The organism is Bacillus sp. FSL R5-0434 (genome assembly GCF_038004745.1).
Classification (GTDB): Bacteria; Bacillota; Bacilli; order Bacillales; family Bacillaceae; genus Bacillus; species Bacillus halotolerans.
In genome coordinates this window covers 508122-527694 of sequence record NZ_JBBORV010000001.1, presented here as the reverse complement: position 1 = coordinate 527694, position 19573 = coordinate 508122, and the positions used below count along the sequence as shown (strand labels likewise).

The 19573-nt window shown below is 44.4% G+C and carries 22 protein-coding genes and 1 pseudogene; 1 reads left to right on the top strand and 22 read right to left on the bottom strand.

Annotation, left to right across the window (positions count from 1 at the left end; translation table 11 throughout):
- The 17 genes and pseudogenes from NYE43_RS02690 to acpS form a co-directional block, all read right to left on the bottom strand.
- Nucleotides 1-2160, bottom strand: coding sequence for a Tex family protein (locus NYE43_RS02690; RefSeq protein ID WP_101860319.1), 2160 nt, complete (start codon nucleotides 2158-2160; stop codon nucleotides 1-3).
- Nucleotides 2161-2253: 93 nt separating this feature from the next.
- Complete coding sequence (locus NYE43_RS02685; protein WP_024120305.1) at nucleotides 2254-2697, bottom strand: MarR family winged helix-turn-helix transcriptional regulator; 444 nt, start codon at nucleotides 2695-2697, stop codon at nucleotides 2254-2256.
- A pseudogene (locus NYE43_RS02680) lies at nucleotides 2681-3120 on the bottom strand (EVE domain-containing protein). The gene NYE43_RS02685 and the pseudogene NYE43_RS02680 overlap by 17 nt, the downstream one beginning before the upstream one ends.
- Nucleotides 3117-3542, bottom strand: coding sequence for a hypothetical protein (locus NYE43_RS02675; RefSeq protein WP_101860317.1), 426 nt, complete (start codon nucleotides 3540-3542; stop codon nucleotides 3117-3119). Before NYE43_RS02675 ends, NYE43_RS02680 begins: the two are co-directional and overlap by 4 nt.
- Nucleotides 3543-3652: 110 nt before the next feature.
- Nucleotides 3653-4252, bottom strand: coding sequence for a phosphoserine phosphatase RsbX (gene rsbX, locus NYE43_RS02670; protein ID WP_024120304.1), 600 nt, complete (start codon nucleotides 4250-4252; stop codon nucleotides 3653-3655).
- Entirely contained in the window at nucleotides 4252-5040 is a 789-nt protein-coding gene (gene sigB, locus NYE43_RS02665; protein ID WP_024120303.1) for an RNA polymerase sigma factor SigB, read from the bottom strand. Before sigB ends, rsbX begins: the two co-directional genes overlap by 1 nt.
- The gene (gene rsbW, locus NYE43_RS02660; protein ID WP_024120302.1) at nucleotides 5006-5488 is read right to left on the bottom strand and encodes an anti-sigma B factor RsbW; all 483 of its coding nucleotides are present in this window, start codon (nucleotides 5486-5488) and stop codon (nucleotides 5006-5008) included. The genes sigB and rsbW overlap by 35 nt, the downstream gene beginning before the upstream one ends.
- Entirely contained in the window at nucleotides 5485-5814 is a 330-nt protein-coding gene (gene rsbV / locus NYE43_RS02655; RefSeq protein WP_024120301.1) for an anti-sigma factor antagonist RsbV, read from the bottom strand. The genes rsbW and rsbV overlap by 4 nt, the downstream gene beginning before the upstream one ends.
- A 60-nt stretch (nucleotides 5815-5874) precedes the next feature.
- Nucleotides 5875-6882 (bottom strand): phosphoserine phosphatase RsbU, encoded by a 1008-nt coding sequence (rsbU, locus tag NYE43_RS02650; protein WP_024120300.1) that lies wholly within the window; start codon nucleotides 6880-6882, stop codon nucleotides 5875-5877.
- A gap of 11 nt (nucleotides 6883-6893) precedes the next feature.
- Nucleotides 6894-7295 (bottom strand): serine/threonine-protein kinase RsbT, encoded by a 402-nt coding sequence (gene rsbT, locus NYE43_RS02645; RefSeq protein ID WP_024120299.1) that lies wholly within the window; start codon nucleotides 7293-7295, stop codon nucleotides 6894-6896.
- A 3-nt stretch (nucleotides 7296-7298) separates the two neighbouring features.
- Nucleotides 7299-7664, bottom strand: coding sequence for an RsbT antagonist protein RsbS (rsbS, locus tag NYE43_RS02640; protein WP_003225190.1), 366 nt, complete (start codon nucleotides 7662-7664; stop codon nucleotides 7299-7301).
- Nucleotides 7665-7668: 4 nt separating this feature from the next.
- The gene (gene rsbRA, locus NYE43_RS02635; protein ID WP_081638235.1) at nucleotides 7669-8493 is read right to left on the bottom strand and encodes an RsbT co-antagonist protein RsbRA; all 825 of its coding nucleotides are present in this window, start codon (nucleotides 8491-8493) and stop codon (nucleotides 7669-7671) included.
- A gap of 114 nt (nucleotides 8494-8607) precedes the next feature.
- A complete protein-coding gene (gene ndoA, locus NYE43_RS02630; RefSeq protein WP_003156187.1) occupies nucleotides 8608-8958 on the bottom strand; it encodes a type II toxin-antitoxin system endoribonuclease NdoA in 351 nt (116 codons plus the stop codon).
- Between the two features lie 4 nt (nucleotides 8959-8962).
- Nucleotides 8963-9244 carry a type II toxin-antitoxin system antitoxin EndoAI gene (gene endB / locus NYE43_RS02625; protein ID WP_003225183.1) on the bottom strand — a complete coding sequence of 94 codons (282 nt, stop codon included), beginning with the start codon at nucleotides 9242-9244 and terminating at the stop codon, nucleotides 8963-8965.
- A gap of 117 nt (nucleotides 9245-9361) precedes the next feature.
- On the bottom strand, nucleotides 9362-10531 hold the full coding sequence (gene alr / locus NYE43_RS02620) for an alanine racemase (RefSeq protein ID WP_024120297.1): 1170 nt from the start codon (nucleotides 10529-10531) through the stop codon (nucleotides 9362-9364).
- A 116-nt stretch (nucleotides 10532-10647) separates the two neighbouring features.
- Nucleotides 10648-11664 carry a LolA family protein gene (locus NYE43_RS02615; protein WP_082687822.1) on the bottom strand — a complete coding sequence of 339 codons (1017 nt, stop codon included), beginning with the start codon at nucleotides 11662-11664 and terminating at the stop codon, nucleotides 10648-10650.
- Between the two features lie 165 nt (nucleotides 11665-11829).
- A complete protein-coding gene (gene acpS / locus NYE43_RS02610; protein ID WP_024120295.1) occupies nucleotides 11830-12195 on the bottom strand; it encodes a holo-ACP synthase in 366 nt (121 codons plus the stop codon).
- A 94-nt stretch (nucleotides 12196-12289) separates the two neighbouring features.
- Here acpS and NYE43_RS02605 point away from each other — a divergent pair, with 94 nt between their 5' ends.
- Nucleotides 12290-12889: a rhomboid family intramembrane serine protease gene (locus tag NYE43_RS02605; protein WP_024120294.1), complete on the top strand. Its 600-nt coding sequence runs from the start codon at nucleotides 12290-12292 to the stop codon at nucleotides 12887-12889.
- Here NYE43_RS02605 and NYE43_RS02600 read toward each other — a convergent pair.
- The 5 genes from NYE43_RS02600 to NYE43_RS02580 form a co-directional block, all read right to left on the bottom strand.
- Nucleotides 12886-14367: a PH domain-containing protein gene (locus NYE43_RS02600; RefSeq protein WP_024120293.1), complete on the bottom strand. Its 1482-nt coding sequence runs from the start codon at nucleotides 14365-14367 to the stop codon at nucleotides 12886-12888. The genes NYE43_RS02605 and NYE43_RS02600 overlap by 4 nt on opposite strands.
- Nucleotides 14357-14836 (bottom strand): PH domain-containing protein, encoded by a 480-nt coding sequence (locus NYE43_RS02595; protein WP_095714124.1) that lies wholly within the window; start codon nucleotides 14834-14836, stop codon nucleotides 14357-14359. The genes NYE43_RS02600 and NYE43_RS02595 overlap by 11 nt, the downstream gene beginning before the upstream one ends.
- A 183-nt stretch (nucleotides 14837-15019) precedes the next feature.
- Nucleotides 15020-16504, bottom strand: coding sequence for a degradosome RNA helicase CshA (gene cshA / locus NYE43_RS02590; RefSeq protein ID WP_024120291.1), 1485 nt, complete (start codon nucleotides 16502-16504; stop codon nucleotides 15020-15022).
- A 423-nt stretch (nucleotides 16505-16927) separates the two neighbouring features.
- Entirely contained in the window at nucleotides 16928-18301 is a 1374-nt protein-coding gene (locus NYE43_RS02585) for a UDP-N-acetylmuramoyl-tripeptide--D-alanyl-D-alanine ligase (RefSeq protein WP_185848261.1), read from the bottom strand.
- 74 nt (nucleotides 18302-18375) lie between these two features.
- A complete protein-coding gene (locus NYE43_RS02580) occupies nucleotides 18376-19461 on the bottom strand; it encodes a D-alanine--D-alanine ligase (RefSeq protein ID WP_024120289.1) in 1086 nt (361 codons plus the stop codon).
- Nucleotides 19462-19573 lie beyond the last annotated feature (112 nt).

Below are 19573 nucleotides of genomic sequence, written 5' to 3'. Positions count from 1 at the left end.
TTATTTTACCATAGACAGTGACACTCTGCCTTTTTGTACATCGACACCGTCAACCCAAACCGTCACGATGTCACCGACGGATACAACATCAAGCGGATGCTTGACGAATTGATTGCTGAGTTTTGAAATGTGCACAAGCCCGTCCTGTTTGACTCCGATATCAACAAACGCTCCGAAGTCCACTACATTGCGCACGGTGCCCTGCAGCTCCATTCCTTCTTTCAGATCCTCCAGCTGAAGAACGTCTGTTTTCAGCAGAGGCTTAGGCACCTCATCACGCGGATCACGTTCAGGTCTTGTCAGCTGTTCACAAATGTCTTTCAGCGTAATTTCACCGATTCCCAGTTCTTTTGCTGTTTCAGAAAGCTCCAGTTTGTTGATTTTATCCTTCAATTCCGCTGTGCCGATTTGCTCTGTTGAAACACCAAGCTTTTTCAAAAGCGTTTTTGTTTCTTTATAGCTTTCCGGGTGGATTCCTGTTCTATCCAAAGGCTCTGTCCCTTCCTGCACTCTTAAAAAGCCGATACATTGTTCATAGGTTTTCGCGCCGAGCCTTGGAATATCTTTCAGTTCTTTTCGATTCGAAAATTTACCGAGCTCTTCCCGCTTTTTGACAATGTTGCCCGCTACGGACTTTGATAATCCCGCTACATACTGAAGCAGCGCCGCGGAAGCTGTGTTGACATTTACTCCTACCTGGTTTACGACTGTCTCGACAACAAAGCGCAGGGATTCATTTAAGCGTTTTTGGCTGACGTCATGCTGATACTGCCCCACTCCTACAGATTTTGGGTCGATTTTGACGAGTTCCGCAAGCGGATCTTGAAGTCTCCGTGCGATGGATACTGCACTGCGTTCCTCGACCTGAAGCTCAGGGAATTCTTCTCTGGCAAGCTCAGAAGCCGAATAGACGCTTGCCCCCGCTTCATTGACAATCACATAATAAATATCACGCGGCGTGTCCTTCAGCACATTCACAATGAATTGCTCTGTCTCCCTGGAGGCCGTGCCGTTTCCAATCGCCACCATTTCCACTTGATACTTTTCAAGAATCGCTTTCACTTTCTCATGAGCTTCCTTCGTTTTTTTGACAGGTGCATGCGGGTAAATCACATCAATTTTTAAGACTTTCCCGGTTTCATCTGACACTGCCAGCTTACAGCCTGTTCGGAAAGCCGGATCTACACCGAGAACCGTCTTGCCTTTCATCGGCGGCTGAAGGAGAAGCTTTCTGAGGTTCTCAGAGAAAATATGAATCGCCTGTTCATCCGCTTTTTCCGACAGCTCTTTTCTGATTTCACGTTCAATGGCAGGCTGAATCAGTCTTTTGTAGCTGTCTTCAATCGTTTCCTGCAAGATTTCTTTTACAGACGTTGAACGGTTTTTGATGATTTGCTTTTCTAAGTAAGCCTTAATGTGATCTGCTGGCGGTTCGATAGACACCTTTAAAATGTCTTCTTTTTCGCCGCGGTTCATGGCAAGCACTCTGTGCGGAACGACCTTTGCGATTGGCTCTTCATACTCGTAGTACATTTCGTACACGTTTTTTTCATCTGTGTCTGCTGATTTTCCGGCAGCTGACTTGATCGTTCCTTTTTTAAAGGTTTCCTGGCGAATCCATTTTCTGAAATTCGGTTCGTCTGAAATTTGTTCCGCAATAATGTGCTTGGCGCCTTCAATGGCTTCTTCTCTGGTGAACACTTCTTTTTCTTCACTGATATATTGGTCTGCTGTTTCTGCAAGGCGGTTATCTTGCGGAAGGGTCATAATATAGTCGGCAAGCGGCTCAAGGCCTTTGCTTTTGGCGACTGTCGCTTTCGTTTTGCGCTTTTGTTTATACGGACGGTAGAGGTCTTCTACTTCCTGAAGTTTTACGGATTGGTCAATTTTGCGTTTTAATTCATCTGTTAGTTTATCCTGCTCGGCGATTAGCCTGATGACTTCTTCTTTTCGCTGATTCAGGTTTTGTATGTATTGCCATCGTTCAGAAATGGTCTGAATCTGAACCTCGTCCATTGAACCCGTCTGCTCTTTTCGATATCTGGCGATGAACGGAACTGTGTTGCCGTCCTCAAGCAGGCGGATGACGCTTTCAACATGTTTTTGTGATAAACCTATTTCTTTCGCAATTTGCTGTTTCAAAAGGGCTGACGTTTCCATGTAACCATAGCCTCCAATTTTGTCGTTCTTTCTCTAGTGTATCAAAAACAGAAAAAAACACATAAAAAAAGACAGCTGCCGCTGCCCGTATTTTTATTCATTTTTCAAGAGTTCCTGTAAGCCGCTTAGAAAGTTCTCTTTTATCATGGCTGCTTCAAAAAAAGATTGGTCAATCCGCTCGACAATCGGCAGAGCAGAGGTTACTCTTTCCTCTCCTGTTTCTGTTAATGACAGAAGAACTTCCCTTTTATCCTGAGGATTTTTGCTTCTTTGGATAAATCCCTTTTTCTCAAGCGTCCGCACAACCTCTGATACCATCATGATATTGGTCTGGCTGAAGCCTGCGAGTTTTTTTTGCGTGACGGTTTCTCCATGAGCAATCATATACTTGCATGAGGTCAGGAGAACAAATTGAACGTGGGTAAGGTCATGCTCAGCCAATGCTTTCCCTACTTTCCGCTGCCAGCTTTGTGTGACCTGCCATAATAAAAAACCTGGACTTGTGTTCGGTCCGCTAAATTCAGAGTGCCATTTCACTTATATTACTCCCATCGCTTGTGATATTGTCAAAAAATCATTTTTGCTGATTTCAAAGTGCCCTCTTCGAAATAAAAGCCCGAGATGATTTGTTTCCTGAACAAATTCCAACTGAGATTTAATATCGTAAAAACCTATTTTTTCACACGGAAAGTAATCAATGTCTAACCGGTATGGGATAAAGTCCGGAGCCATTTGATATTGATAGACGTTTCCGCTCTTCACTTTTCCGATAGCGGTAAAACATCGCAGCAGCCTGCCGTCCGGATATGCATCTCGCGGAGAATAATAAATAAGCCAATCATTCTCTTTCATCCTGGCAAGAGGCGCTTTTTTACCGTGGCATACTTGGGCAAATCCGCCGGCGGTCCCTTTTAAAACATGCTGCTCTGACACGACGCCAATCCAATATTTTGTGTTCATCTTAGCATTCCTTTGCAAAGACGGACAAGGCAGTTGACTGACTCTGGGATGTCTTTAGACAGTTCCTGCCCGATTTTTCCTCCCCATTTTTTTGCTTCTGCGCCTTCCAATACAACCCCATGCGTGATGTTTAGTCCCTCTTGTCGCTTTTGCAGTACATGATAAAATTCCATTTTTACATTTGTATTCGGAAGGTGGGATATGACAGAAAATGATTGATGCTTCTCCACATGTTCAAGCCAAAATGGAACTGTATTTCCTCGCAAAAGCAATGCTCCTTCCGTTTCATTTTGAAACGGTCCTTTCAGAGAAGCTGATGTGATGCCCGCATCCCACTGTTTCCAGGATTCTGGGTGCTGATAATATTTCCAGATTTCTTCTGGTGCCGCATCTGATATTGCAGTGTATTCATATTTCCACATTTGTAATCCCCCTAGATAATAAGTACACTTATCAATTATAATAAGTGCGCTTACTAATAGTCAATCACAAAAAAAGAAGCCGGCTTTCCCAGCTTCTTTTTTCTGCTCTTCTAGGACAGCTGCCCAAGAATATATGTCAGATCGTCTTTTCTTGATGTCGTGTACATTTTCAGTGAATTCGATATGTCTTCTACCGATTGGCCTTTTTTTAAGTGGGAGCGGATATCGGGTACGTTGAGTCCATCTGTATGTATAATGAACTTAGAACCCTTTTCATAGGTAGCGGTGTGCGTTTTGTATTTTTGCGGCTTGCCTGATAAATAGCCTGAAATCGGCAGAGGATAAAAGCTTTCACCAGACGGGGAATGCAGGATAAAACGTACATTTCCGACGGAGCAGTACGTAAACTGCCTTTGTTCAAAGTTGATTTTTAAGATAGAAGCTGTCGCCCCTCTTTTGTTTCTCATCGCCTGATTACAGCGTTCGATAATGCTTTGTACGTCTTCGTTCGCATAGTTTTCCACTAAGTCTTTGATTGCTGAAGAAGATTCGTTGGCAAGCGATCCGCTTCCAAGACCGTCAGCTACCGCACAAATTAATTCTTTATCATCAGCTTTCATAAAAAAGCTGTCGCCGCAAATGGATTTTCCTTCTTTATTCAGTTGGTATACAAGGGTTTGAATATGCTGGTTTTCTTCAACCTGGATCATTACATTAACTCCATGGAGGGATCTTCAATCAAGGCCTCTCTGAGCTTCTTCACAGCTTTGCGCTGCAGACGCGAGACGTGCATTTGAGATATACCGAGAATGTCCCCAGTTTCTTTTTGGCTTTTGTTTTGAATGTACGTTAGGTCTATGATTTGTTTTTCACGGTCTGAAAGGACATGAAGCACGCTTTGCAGCATCATTTGCTGGTTCACCCGTTCATATCCATCCTCCTGTGATCCGACGATATCGAGAATGGTAACTGTGCTTCCGTCCGCATCTGCTTCAATGCTGTGATCTACAGATAAGGCTTGATAGCTTTTGCCCATCTCCATGGTTTCAAGAACCTCTTCCTCTGATACATCGAGGAATTCAGCAATCTCTTCCACTTTCGGCGACCTTTGTGTTTCTGTCGTCAGCTGATCGACCGCCATTTTGATTCTCGGGCCCAGTTCTTTGATTCGTCTCGGAACATGAACGCTCCACGTCTTATCTCTAAGGAAACGTTTAATCTCCCCGATAATTGTCGGAATCGCAAAAGCTTCAAACGATTTGCCCACCACGGGATCGTAGCGTTTTATTGCGCCGAGAAGCCCGATCATGCCGACCTGGCGGAGATCTTCGTGGAAGCTTTTGCCTTTTGAGTATTTCTTCGCAAGCATATCAACCAGATTTGTATACACCTGCACAAGCGTTTCCTGTGCCTGTTCATCTTGTTTTGTTTGGTAATCGCTTATGAGCCGATCGACTTCATCCTTAGTTAGTTTCGTAGTTTTTGATGGTTGTGTCATGATCAACTCGCTCCCCATTTAAATACTTTGTCATCGCTACGGTGACGCCGGAGTTGTTTTGCACTCTGACTTCATCCATGAGCGTTTCCATTAAATATAGACCGAGCCCTCCTTCTGATAATTGATCGACTGTGTGTGAAGGTGTGTACGGTCCAAGATCCTGCTGCTTTTCATCAAAATCAAAGCTGTCGCCTTCATCCGCCACAATGACCTCTAAACGATCCTCGAACACACCGAATCGGATTGACACTTCCCCGTTTTTGTCTTCTTTATATGCGTGCTGAACCGCATTTGTACACGCTTCACTCACTGCGATTTTCAAATCTTCAATCTCATCGTACGTATAGCCCATTCTGCTAGCGACGCCTGACAGAGTCAGCCGTATGATCCCTACGTATTCAGGCTGGGCCGGCACTTTCATTTCGATGTAATCAGCTTTGTTCTTCATTGCACTCCACCTTCTGACTTTGCAGAAATATCAATGATGTCCTTTAGACCTGTAATTTCAAACAGACGGATCAGGCGGTCAGACAGATTTTCAAGCTTGAGCGATCCGCCTTGTTTTTTCACTGTTTTAAATACACCTACAAAAACGCCAAGTCCGGTACTGTCCATGTAGCTGACATCCTTCAGGCAAATCCTTAAGTCAGCGCCTTGTTCTGCCAGAGGAACGAGTTTTTCTCTGAGAACCGGAGCTGAATACACATCAATTTCTCCTGCAATGTTTACTTGTATATCATTCACATTCTGTCGCACATCAACATTTATATTCATTCATATCACCTCAAAGTATCCTTTAAATCATAGTTGTTGTATACCCTCGGCTGGCAAACGCTAAACCTTTCTTCTTAAAACAATTAACGTAAAATCATCGTGAAGCTGAAAATCCTGCAATTTGAGGAGGCTGTCATATATGTTTTTGACCATTTCCTGCGCAGAGCAACACATATGTTCCTCAATGAGCTTCTGTATATCAAGACGCTCCAAGAAACCGTTTTCTGTCCTGCATTCTGTAACGCCGTCAGAAAATAAAACAATCATATCTCCCTTTTCGAGATACTGGTCAAATTGCCGGTAGTCATAATCCTGCGAGATCCCGAGAACCAGCCCTTTAGCTTCTAAATCGTAAAATGCATTGTCTTTTTGAGAATAGTAGAATCCCGGTTCATGTCCCGCTGAAGCGTATGTAAATCGATGACTGTCCGTATTGTAATTGGCATAAAACATCGTAATAAACATACTGGCATCAACGTTTTGTTCAACAACACGATTCAAGTTTTTCAGCACCTGTGAAGGGTGAATGCCCGTTTCCGGCAAAGAATCCATCGCGTATTTAATCATAGACATACATAAAGCTGCCGGAATTCCTTTGCCGATGACGTCAGCAATGGCAATATTAATGGACTCTTTGTCTTTAACAAAATGGTAATAATCACCGCTCATCTGTTTGGCGGGCACACTGATCGCGCCGATGTCCAGCGCTTCTTCCTCCGGAATTTTTGTTCCCAGAAGCGTCTGCTGTACATTAGCTGCGATTTCAATTTCTGATTTAATTTCCTGCTGTATCCCTCTGAGGGTTTGATGCTCCTGATAAGCCATTCCATATCCAATCATGACTTCTATTAAAAAATCCAGCGAATGAAAAACATCTTCCGGGAGACTCGGATACAGCTCCTTCAGCACTTTTCGGTGAATACTGATGATTTCTTCCGGCGGAATTTGATGCTCGATTGTTTTTCGGCTGAATTTTTGGGCTTGATATAAAGATGTTTCTGTTAATTCGGCTATATATCGGTTAAGCAGCTGATGGTACCGCTGCTCAATAACCTCCCTAAAATCCACTTTCTAACCTCCTACCGAAGCCATTTTATGGCTTGTATCTCTGTTCCTTCCCCCGCTACGGAATTTAAGCTAAATTCATCCATCAGCCTTTTCACGCCGGGAAGTCCCGCTCCCAGTCCGCCTGACGTTGAAAACCCGTCTTCCATGACTTTTCGGATATCAGGAATCCCCGGCCCTTTGTCTTCCGCTATAATTTTCAGGCCCTTTTTTCCTCTGTCTGTGACCTGTTCAATTCCAATCTGGCCCTTGCCGGCATATAAATAAATATTTCTGGCTAATTCTGATATAGCCGTTGTGATCCTTGCCTGGTCTACTGTGCCGAAACCCAGCTCTTTTGCAACGTTTCGCCCAAGCTGTCTGGCGGCCACGATATCCCATTCTGTCATGATCTTTACACAGGATTGGTCGTTCATTCGCTATTCCCCCAATTCCCGCTTCAATGTCTCAAGCCCTTGCTCTAAGTCGAGCGCCGTTTCGATTTCCTCAAGCGCAATTCCAAGTTCAATCAGCGTCACCGCAACGGCGGGCTGAATGCCGGTTAAGACAACTTTTGCGCCCATTAACTTAGACATTGTGATGACATCACCCAGCACTTTGGCGATAAATGAATCAATCATATCCACAGATGTCAGGTCAATGACGACCCCGTTTGCACCTGTTTCGTATATTTTATTTAATAAGTCTTCTTGAAAGGTTAATGCGGTTTGATCATCTAGTTCCCATTGAATAGATACTAATAAGCAATTATACAGTTTCAAGATCGGGATTTTCGGATGTCTCACAATATTATTCCCCCAATGAAACGATTTTTCGATCCGTCATTTCCAATGCTGTTTGAATTCCTTTTTGCAGGGTATTCTTAGTAATAACTTGGGATAAATCAATGCCCAGATTGACGATGGTCTGAGCAATTTCCGGACGGATTCCGGCGAGCAGGCATTTCGCTCCGACAAGCCTTACCGCTTCAGACGCCTGAATAATATGATGGGCAACCATCGTATCGACGACAGGCACACCGGTAATATCGATCAGCACGACTTGGGAACGGTGTTTGACAACGCCGTTAAGCAGATTCTCCATAATTCGTTTTGCGCGTTCCGTATCAATCGTTCCGACCAGCGGCATGACCGTTATATTTTCAAAAACCGGGATCAGCGGCGCAGAAAGCTCCTGCAGTGCGATTTTTTGCAGGGATACTGTTTTTTCCCATGAGATGGAGTACTGATTAAAAATTTCTGTATTAATCGGACTGAAGAAGCGGTCAATCTGCCAGATTAATTCCGTACTCTCTTGATCTGGCAATCTCTTATCGTTCATCTTCGTGTAGAGACGCTTCCAGAATTCAGCAAGCGCCGTAGCCAGAAACTTCAAAGAAAGTCCGATTTGGACGGCTCTCAGCGCCAGTTCGCTGATTTGGCTTTCAGCAGCGCTCTCATCATTAACAGATGAAAGCAGAATGTCGATATATTCTTTAGATATATTTTCATAAACTTGGTCAGTCAGCTGATATGATTCTTGTTCACTTAATTCTTTTAGTGTGTCAGTCCACAATTGAAGCAGTTCATTTTGATTCTCGGCTATGAACTGATAGACAGTCTGATTCGACATCAAATTCGCTTACCTCCCGATAAAAAACAACATATTTTTTCTTATTCCACTATTATATCGTTAATGTTTTTTGAAAACAAAAAAAGTTGCTCTATTTGAGCAACCAGGTAAATATTACTAAAAATCAATGAGTGCCAAACTGATCTGTAAGGCTTCATCAACCTTATCCATCATTTCATCATCCAGATGAGTAATCTTATCCGTTAACCTTTGCTTGTCAATCGTCCGAATTTGCTCCAGCAAAATAACGGAATCTCTTTCAAAACCGTAGCGTTTTGCATCAATTTCGACGTGGGTTGGTAATTTCGCTTTCTGTATTTGGGCTGTTATGGCTGCAACAATAGCAGTTGGGCTGAAGCGATTTCCGATGTCATTTTGGATCACTAAAACCGGGCGCACCCCGCCTTGCTCTGAGCCAACAACAGGAGATAAATCAGCAAAATAAACATCGCCGCGTTTCACAATCAAATGATTATCCTCCGCTGACTAAGCGCTCAACTGTCGTTTCAGCCTCGCACTCCGCAAAGTGAGCCTCGGAAGAAATGTTCAGGTTGATTTTCGCCATTTCCATATAGCCGCGTCTCATCAAATCACGGTTGTGACGAGTTGTTCGTTCGCTGACATAGGCTCTCACTGCTTGTGATATCAGTTCGTTTCTGCTTCGTTTCTCCCGCATCGCTACACCATCCAATTCAGCTACTAGGTTTTCGGGCAAGCTGATTTTCATTTCGGTTCTTGCGCTGGATTCAGACAAAAAACATACACCTCCACCAAACTTACGGATACGACTCTTTTATCCATCCAGTGATAATGATACCATTATTCACTCTTCAAGCAAAGCTGTTTTAAAAATTCTCTATCGTGATATGAGCTATTCGCTTGCATTCCCCTGCAATAAAGGGTTTCTTACTTCCATTATACTCCCATTTTCCAAAAACATACGGGGAACGCGGGAACTTATTGTACAAGCCACCTCGTAGTTAATGGTTTCGAGCCTGCCTGCGACCTCATCCATGGAAATATATTCATCCCCCTGGCAGCCGATCAATGTGACTTTTGAGCCCGGCGGATATTCCTGATCCAGCTCCACCATAAATTGGTCCATGCAGATTCGGCCGGCGATTTTCAGCCGTTTTCCTTTCACGAGTATCTCTGTTCCCTTTAATTGGCGGAGCCAGCCGTCCGCATAGCCAACAGGTACCGTTCCGATCCATGTGTCTTTTTCCGCTGTGTATTCCGCCCCGTAGCTGACACTTTCCCCTTTATGTACCTTTTTGACATGCGACAGGGTCGAATGCAGGGTGAATGCGGGACGCAGTTTAAACGGGATTTCATCGGTAATTTCCGCTGACGGACGCAGGCCGTACATGCCGATGCCAAATCTGACCGCGTTAAAAAAGCCTTTTTTCAGACGCAGGCCGGCGGCGCTGTTGGCGCAGTGAACCATCATTTTCTTTAAAGGCAGAGGAGCAATCAATTCTTTAAAGCGTTCAAACTGCATCAGAAAGTAGTCTCTTTGTTTTTCATCAGCAGTCGCAAAATGAGTGAAGACCCCTTTGCATTTTAAGCCCGGGTTGCGCTCCAGAATTTTCATCACGTGATGAATCTCTTCTTCTGTTTTCACACCGAGCCTGTTCATTCCCGTATCGACTTTCAGATGAAAATGAAGGGAAGCTTTCTTGAGGTGGCGCGCAGCTTCCTGAAGCCATTCAACAGAATAACCCGTTAACGTCACATCGTATTCCGCCGCGATTTTCACATACTCCGGAGGAACCGCGCCGAGCACCAATATAGGCGCTTTCAGGCCCCGCTGGCGAAGAGAAATCGCTTCATCCAAGATCGCCACGGCTAAGCATGAAGCACCTGACTCAAGAGCCGCCTTCGCTACTTCTGCATCCCCATGTCCATAGGCATTTGCTTTCACAACCGCCATCAGGTGGACATGTTCACCGATGTGTTTTTTCATATTACTTACATTTTCTTTAATCGCGGACAGATCAATTTCCGCCCACGTGTCTCTGTAAAAAGGTTTTGTGCTCATTTATGACACTTCCTAGCGTTTATTCAATATCATTTACATATCATACTAAAATTATAGGGCAAAGTGAAATTCTGCCTGACGAAAAAAAGGCCAAATTTGATTCGGCCTTTAGGAGATTATTTGGATGATTGTCCCTTCATGCTTTTGGCGACTGTCACCATCTCCTCTTGTGAAAGATCTTTTGATGACAGAAGATAATCCACGCCTTCATAAGTCCATGTTAGCGAAGCATCTGACAAAGCGCCGATTGTGTAGCCGAGATTCACCGGTTCCGCGTTCAGCGTGACTGAGGAGGACGCTTTCGCAACCTGGGCTTTTTCCTGAATTAAGGTAAACGATTTTTCTCCGCCGTAAGTCATGATGACGCGCTTGCCATCTTCCGTTGAAATATCTTTTTCTTCAAGCAGTTTTACGCCTAGCGGCAGTTCAAGCGGCGTTTTGACGGCAAAAGAGTCGGAAGGCTTCGCGCTAGTGGCGACATCCATTTGAGAAAGGGTCATATTTTTCTTTTCATCAAAGGACTCTTTGTCAAATTGCTTATTGAATTGGAAGCTGCTGAACTCTACTTTCACCATCACTTTTCGGTCGGTATCCATGACTTTGACAGATAGCGGGCTCATGTCCTTCTTGTTAAATGTGATTTCTTGTGTCGGAAGCATTTTGTTATGCTGATAGTTGGTTTTTGTTTCAAATACGTATTCTGATTCTTTTGAAGTGAAGACTGCATCCGAATCGTTTTGAATATCCTTTACAAGCGATTCAAACAAATAGACTTGGCTGCTGTTGTTTGGCCAGTCGCTTTGAAACCTGAAGCTCTTATTTAAAGACGGTGTGAGAACAAATACTCCGTTTTCATTTCGTAAAATGACTTGGTTTTGGTCTTTTTTCGGATTTTCCAGATAGACCCGGTACAGAGACGGTTTTTTGTGCCAGATTTCCACATTGTATACTTGCGGGTCACTCCCTGTCTCAATGGTCATTTTTGCTTTTGCTTTGTACGAGGTATATTCTTTCGCCTTCTCGTCCAGCCCGGTAACGACATCTTCCTGTGATTTTTGTCCGCAGGCAGAAAGAATAAGGACAGCCAGCAGTCCCGTTAAAAGCAAAACAAAGCTTTTTCTCACCTTTTTCAACCCCTTTTTCTCAATTGATGTAAAAGGAAGAAATCGCTTGTTTGACTTTAACGGTACGCTCGGTACACGGTTAAACAGAACAGAGGCGTACCATAAAAGCCTCAAACAACTCGTCTCCCTTAATGCATTATCAAATATATGAGAGGGGTGTCCCTAATATGCAGACTAGCTTGACAACCTTTCAATAACAACCTGTGCAGCCGCATATTCCTTCGTATGAGTGATTGACACATGAACGGCGGCTTGGCTCAGCTTTGCGCAAACAATAAAAGGCTTGCCATTCGAATCTTTTGTCACTTCAATATCTTGAAAACTTAAATTCTTGCCTATTCCTGTGCCGAATGCTTTCGAAAAAGCTTCTTTTGCCGCAAATCTTCCTGCGAGAAATTCAATTTTTCTTTTCTCAGAAAGCTCATGATACTGAGCAAGTTCGCCGCCTGTTAAAATACGCTCGGCAAATCGTTTCTGGCGATCGGCCATTGAAGCGATCCGCTTAAGCTCCACGATGTCTAATCCTATACCGTAAATCATGTTTTACACCCTCCTTTGCGCTTGTACTATTTGAATGGTTTGTCTCATAAACGTGTTACTATAGAAATACCAAAATGATGAAATGGGGCTCAGCATGTTTATACGGACTGAAAACTTTCAAACCTTTATCAGGCTTTATCCCGTCGTCACCTTTATATTGGCTGCTCAGGCCGTTCTCTGGCTGTTCTTTTCACTTCCTGTTCCTTCAGTCGTGTTGTGGAGAGACGCTGTCACAGGCTATAACCTTGGCGTCGCTAACGGTGAATGGTGGCGGCTGGTCACGCCGATTTTTCTTCACGCAGGGTTTACCCATTTGCTGTTTAATTCAATGTCCATCTTTTTATTTGCGCCGGCTCTGGAACGAATGCTCGGAAAAGCGCGTTTCCTTCTTGTGTATGCAGGTTCCGGAATGATCGGAAACATCGGCACGTATTTTACAGAACCGCTTGATTATGTGCATGTCGGAGCTTCCGGCGCGATCTTCGGGCTGTTCGGCGTTTATCTGTTTATGGTTCTTTATCGTAAAGAGCTGATCGGGCAGGACAACTCCAAAATGATTATCACATTGCTTGCCTTTGCCGTTCTCATGTCGTTTATCAACTCCAATATTAACATGATGGCCCACCTGTTTGGACTTTGCGGCGGGTTTCTCCTGTCTTTTTTATGTGTGCAAAAAAAAGAGCGGCGGTATTAACCGTCCGCTTTTTCATATGAGTACCAATTTAAAATGAAATCTGCATCCTCTTCTCCCACATCTCTCACCGTTAATTCTTCCATATGGCTTGACGATTTTACCGAAGTGGAAATGGTATACAGCTTCCCCTTCTTTTGAAAATAAGATTGGCTCGCTTTGCATACCTGCATTCGCTTTCTCAACACAATTGCAGTCGTTCTGCCGATAAATCTCGATGTCAGCTGGAGACGGTCTCCGCTGATCACCCAGGCCGCATCTTTATAAGCAAGATACCCGAAAAACAATTCAATCGGCAGCAGGACAATCGAGAGATAACCCCATGGCTGAAAGAAAATACACAGCGGAATGATGAAAAAGATGGAGAAAATGGTTGAGCGGAATAAGTACCGCTTCAATGCGCGCCGCGGCAGATGGCGGCGATTTTCTTCCAGCGTGTATTCCGGCGTAAAAGTACGCAGCATGCCAGGAAGCTTTTTTTTGTGGATCATCGGAAACAGAATGGTCGAAGCGCCCTCTGCTTTTTCCGGGTCTCCTCCGCCGCCCGCGCTGACGATTGACACCGTCGCAAAACCGAAAAGCTGGCGGATGATGTTTTCTTTTATTTTGATGGCTTGTATTTTGCGAAGCGGTATGGTGACTTGGTGTTTTTCAATAATACCTCTTGAGATCACCAATTCCTGCTCTTTTTTCATGATTTGAAAGTTAGCATATTTGAACATCATGCCGGCTATGCTGAGAATCCAGGTGATAAATAAACCAATAAATATAAGTACGGCGTATATGCCTATATTGGCGTGCTGCAGAAAGGAGAATTTTTTGAAGAGCCAATCCATCGGCAGCACCTCATCCAGCTGAGAAATGAGCGCAAATACAGCAGAGATAATCACGCCGATTCCTCCGGATGTTGAAGCGGCCATAAGTAATTCTTTTGCATTCATGCTGTAGTTCACCTGCGGCTCCGCATCCGGGAGCGCCTCTTTATCTTCTGACAGGCCTTCATCGGTATCGATTGGATTTCTTTCTGCTTTTTTCTTAAATACAGCTTCTTTGATTCTTTCAGCTTCTTCAACTGAAATAGCCGACAATACCGCTTCCGCCTCTTTGCCGCCGCCAGCCGTTTCAATTTGCAGTTTGACAAGCTTGAAAATTTGCTGGACCACACCCGCACTCGTATTCATCGTTTGAATCCGGTCAATCGATATATACCTCTTTTTCGTCACAAACAAGCCTTCTTCGATTCTGAATTCATCATCTTCGATTCGATAGGAAAACTTTCTCCATTTGATGATGCTTGCTGCCACGAGCCAGATGAACAAAACGCCGAGCGCGATGGCTCCGTAAAAACGGACAGTGTGATTAGAGTTGACGATATACACAAAAAAGAATGGCAGAATAATATTTTTTATCGTTTGAATAATGGTATGGGATAAATTCAAAATGACTGCCGCCGGGTGAAGGCGTTTCGGTTCAGACATCATCGTCAGTCACCCTTGCCAGGCGCGAAATGGAGTCTCTCAGCTGATCCGCTTCCTCCATCTCTAAAGCAGGAATCGAATGCACAGTTGCCGCCGTGAAGATTTTCACTGTCGCCAGATTGTATTTTCTTAATAACGGCCCTTGCGAGGTGTCTACGTGCTGAACCCTGACCATCGGCACGATCACGCGTGTCACAACAAAGATACCTGATTGAATATCTATTTCGTTTTCATGAACTTCATAACGCCACACTTTGTGCCGGATCTTTGGAATCAGATAAATCGTCACAACCGAACCCAGCAGCCAAACTGCGCCGAGCACGCCGCTGATCCAGTACGGCCAATGGAAAAAATAACTTAACACTGCAACTGCTATGACAATAAGCAAGCAGACAGCGGATATGATTATCTCTTGAAGTCGCCAAACCTTTAATCCGTCTGGACTGATTTGGTTTTTTGGCTGCTTTCTCAAAATACCTACCTCCCGTTTTTCTCATCGTTACTTATACGCGCTTATGCAGAAAAAGTTTCATCTTTAAGCATACATAGAAAAAACGGTTCCGTCAGCTGAAAATTTGCTTAATGGCCATGAATTTTTGAACATAAAAAAAGCCCAAAACAACACATGTTTTAGGCTCTTAAATTCTTTACAGAATTAGTATGATTTTTTCTGGCGTCTGTCACCTGAAGAACGGCGATCGTTTGAACGCTTTTTATCATAGGAAGAACGGTTGCTGCTTTTCCCTTTACCGCCGCGGTAGCCGCCGCCTTGTCCGTCTCTGCGTTTGGAAGTGCGTTGGTTTTTGTAGCGTTTGCCGATCATCGGCGCTTCGTCTGTTAAGCGAACAGGTGTGCTATCCGGCTCTTTTGTAGCCATTTTGATAGCCGCTGCAACCACTGTCACTGCATCATGATCTTCAAGCAGCTCAGCTGCCGCTGTCATGTAGAAGTTCAAGTTGTTTTCGCTGATTGTCGTACGAAGACGATCAACTGTAACCTGCTGCTGGCCTTCTAACGCTTCATCAAGTGTCGGCTCTTTCATGCGGTCCATTTTGCGTTTCGTTGTTTGTTCAATTGCACGAAGCATGCTTTTCTCACGCGGTGTGATAAACGTCATCGCCATACCTGTTTTACCTGCGCGGCCTGTTCTTCCGATACGGTGAACATAGCTTTCAGGATCTTGAGGCACGTCGAAGTTGTACACGTGTGTAACACCTGAGATATCGAGTCCGCGAGCTGCAACATCAGTTGCAACAAGTACTTCGATTGCACCTTCTTTAAATTTGCGAAGCGCAACCATACGTTTCGCCTGCGTTAAATCACCATGAATTCCTTCAGCTGCATATCCGCGAAGGTTCAGGGCTTCTGCCAGTTCATCAACACGGCGTTTTGTACGTCCGAATACAATCGCAAGCTCAGGAGACTGAATGTCAAGAAGACGAGTCAGTGTGTCGAACTTTTTACGTTCCTGTACTTCCAAATAGAACTGCTGAATGTTAGAAACAGTCATTTCTTTTGCTTTTACTTTTACGTGTTCAGGCTCAGTCATGAAACGCTCTGCAATGCGTTTGATCGGCGCTGGCATTGTAGCTGAGAACAGAAGCGTCTGATGCTCGCTCGGCACATTTGAAAGAATAGATTCGATGTCGTCGATGAACCCCATATTCAGCATTTCATCCGCTTCATCCATTACAACAGTATTTACATTGTTTAAACGAATCGTGCGGCGGTTAATGTGGTCAAGAAGACGTCCCGGTGTTCCGACAATGATATGCGGATTTTTCTTTAACGCCCGGATTTGTCGTCCAATATCCTGCCCACCGTAAATAGGAAGAACTTTCGCACGTTTATCTTGTCCGATTTTATATAATTCTTCAGATACTTGAATGGCTAGTTCACGGGTCGGTGCGATTACGATTGCTTGAATATTAGGAGACTCGGGGTTAATTTTCTCAACAAGGGGTATACCAAACGCAGCTGTTTTACCTGTACCTGTTTGCGCTTGTCCAATGACATCTTTATTTGAAAGTCCGAGCGGAATCGTTTGTGCCTGAATCGGCGTTGCTTCTTCAAATCCCATACGGTTAATTGCCTTCATGAGATCAGAACTTAATTGAAAATCTTGAAACGTTATAGTCAAATTATTCAAACTCCTTCTAATTGCTGTTTCAGTAATGTCGTGATTTACCACTTAAAAACTGCCCTCCATGGAAAAAGGACAGGATCCTTACGTATACAAAGCCCGAATTACTTTAAGTTTTATCTTACCATTACACTACTTGTTTTTCAATAACGCGGTAAGCAGATCAGCATTTTGAATGCGCTCGCTGACCTGCTAACCAAATATGCCGGACGATGCCCAATCCCGCTCCTTGTGTCCGCGGAAAACCTAAGGTCAGCGGATGGCGGTCCGTATACATATTTTCGTATCGCGAAATAAACCTGTCATTATTGTACCATAGCCTCAGCCGGTCATACATAAATTATTTGGGGCCGGCATACATTAGTGTCTGCACATCATTTTTATTTTATGATTGCAATCTGCTTTTTTCCGCAGGATTTTTTAAGAAAACGGGCTCTCCATTAAATCTTTAACGATTTCTTCAAGCTTCATACCTCTTGACGCCTTGAATAAAATCAAATCTCCCTTTGCCGCTTTATTCTTCAGGGCCTGAGTGAGATCTTTTTTGTCGCTGAAGTGGCTGATGCGTTCTTCGCTAAAATGTTCCATCGCACCTTCCGCGATAAATGCCCCCAGTTTTCCATACGTAAAGACGTGGTCAATTTTGTCCGGGCTGATCACAGCGCCGCATTCCTTATGGAACGTTTCTTCAAGATCGCCGAGTTCAAGCATGTCTCCGAGCACGACCATTTTCTTCCCGTATCCTTCAAGGCTTTCTGTCAGTTGGATTGCAGCCTTCATCGACGTCGGGCTCGCGTTATAAGCGTCATTAATAATAGAAATGCCGCTGTCTGTTTTCATCAATTCAAGTCTCATGCCGGTGACCTTCAGGCCGCTTAATCCTTTTGCTGCATCCTCAGGCGTGATGCCGAAATAAGCCGCTGCGGCGATTGCCGCCATGGCGTTCATCACATTATGTTTGCCCAGTATAGGGATAAAAAACGTTTTTTCTATGCCTTTGATCGTAAAATGGGTTCCCGCTTCACTCTGGCTGACATCCTGCAGCTGATAATCGTTTTGCGCTCCAGTACCATACGTTTTTGTTTGGCAGCTGTAGTCTTTTTGCAAGAGCGGTTCGTCTCCGATATAAATCAGCACACCGTCTTCTTTCAGGCCGTTGATAATTTCCAGTTTCGCTTCCGCAATGCCTTCTCTTGAACCAAGATCCTGCATGTGGGATTCGCCGATATTCGTTATCACTGCCGCATCCGGATTTGCCAGGCGGCTCAGGAGGTCAATTTCTCCTTTTGCGCTCATTCCCATTTCCAGTACAGCAATTTCTGTATCTTCTGGCATCGCTAACACTGTAAGCGGCAGCCCGATATGGTTGTTGAAGTTTCCTCCTGTTTTATGGACGCGGTACCGCGTTTGCAGGACAGTGTGAATCATGTCTTTGGTCGTCGTTTTGCCGTTGCTTCCTGTTACCCCGATGACACGTGTGCCCTGCTCCTGTAAATAAGCTTTTGCAAGCTGCTGGAGCGCAGACAATGTATCTTCCACCAGAATCACAGCTTGATTCTCGGGCGGATTTGGTTCCGAGCGGTTCCACAGAACGGCAGACACACCAGCTTCAAAAGCCTGCGGCACAAAAGTGTGGCCGTTAAAATGTTCCCCTTTCAGCGGGATGAAAAGCTGATTGCTTTCCAGCTTTCTTGTATCTGTAGCAACTCCATGAATGACTGTATTTTCATATTGCGGGTTTGTCAGTGTGCCTTTGACCATTTCGGCAATTTTTTTTACGGTTCGCTTAATCAAGTAAGGTCCCTCTCTTTCTTTTGGTGATATACGGGAAAAGACACTGCCCTTTTACCGGCAGTGTCCGTCTTCATTTAGAATGTATGTTTAATCAATTGCTTTTCAGCGTGGCGTTCTTTAGCCAGCTCTACAAGCTGTTCAATGAGGTCAGCGTATTCAACTCCGGCTTCTTTCCAGAGAAGCGGGAACATGCTGAACGGTGTAAAACCAGGCATCGTGTTTACTTCATTGATCAGCACTTCGCCGTCAGCTGTCAGGAAAAAGTCCGCTCTGACAAGTCCTGAACCGTCAATTGATTTAAACGCTCTGATCGCCATGTCACTGATTTTCGCGTATTCCTCATCTGTTACAGTCGCAGGAATAATCAGGTCAGTGTCTCCATCCTCGTATTTCGCTTTGTAATCGTAGAAATCTGTCTTAGGTGCGATTTCTCCAACTGCAGAGCATTTAGGATCATCATTTCCGAGAACGCCGATTTCAATTTCGCGGCCGTTGATGCCTTCTTCGACTACGACTTTCCGGTCATATTGGAACGCCAGCTCAAACGCTTTTTGCAGTTCTTCACGGTTTCGGCATTTGCTGATTCCGACGCTTGAGCCAAGGTTGGCCGGCTTCACGAAGCAAGGGTAGCCCAATTCTTGTTCTACTTGCTCGCAGCTTTCTTCTGGAGAACGAGTCCAGTCTTTTTTAAGGAAGGCTGTGTATTTCGCCTGTGCAAGGCCGGCTTGCGCAAACAAATGCTTCATGACAACTTTATCCATACCAGCTGAGGAAGCGAGCACACCGTTGCCGACATAAGGAATATTTAAAAGTTCAAGCATTCCCTGAATCGTTCCATCCTCTCCGTTCGGGCCGTGCAGGAGCGGGAAGACGACATCAATTGCTTCATTTTGTTGTGACACTTCCTGCGGAAACATCTCCTGGTTGAGAGCAGATGGAGAAAAAGCAGTTCCGCCCTGCTCAAGCTGAAGCATTTTTACGTTGGAAACAGGCTCTGTTAAACGTGCGCCTCTTATCCATTCGCCTTTTTCAGTTATATAAATTGGATGTATATCAAACTTCTCAGTATTTAGCGCTTTTGTTACAGCCAGAGCTGTCTGAAGCGAAACATTATGTTCGGCTGACTTACCGCCGTACACTAATCCTAGACTTGTTTTCAATGGATACTCCCCCCACTACAATTCATCTTTACTATCTTATCACTTTCACAAGAAAATGATCTAATTATTTTTGGGCATGCTGAAGCTGAATGCATTTGTATGTAATTCCTTT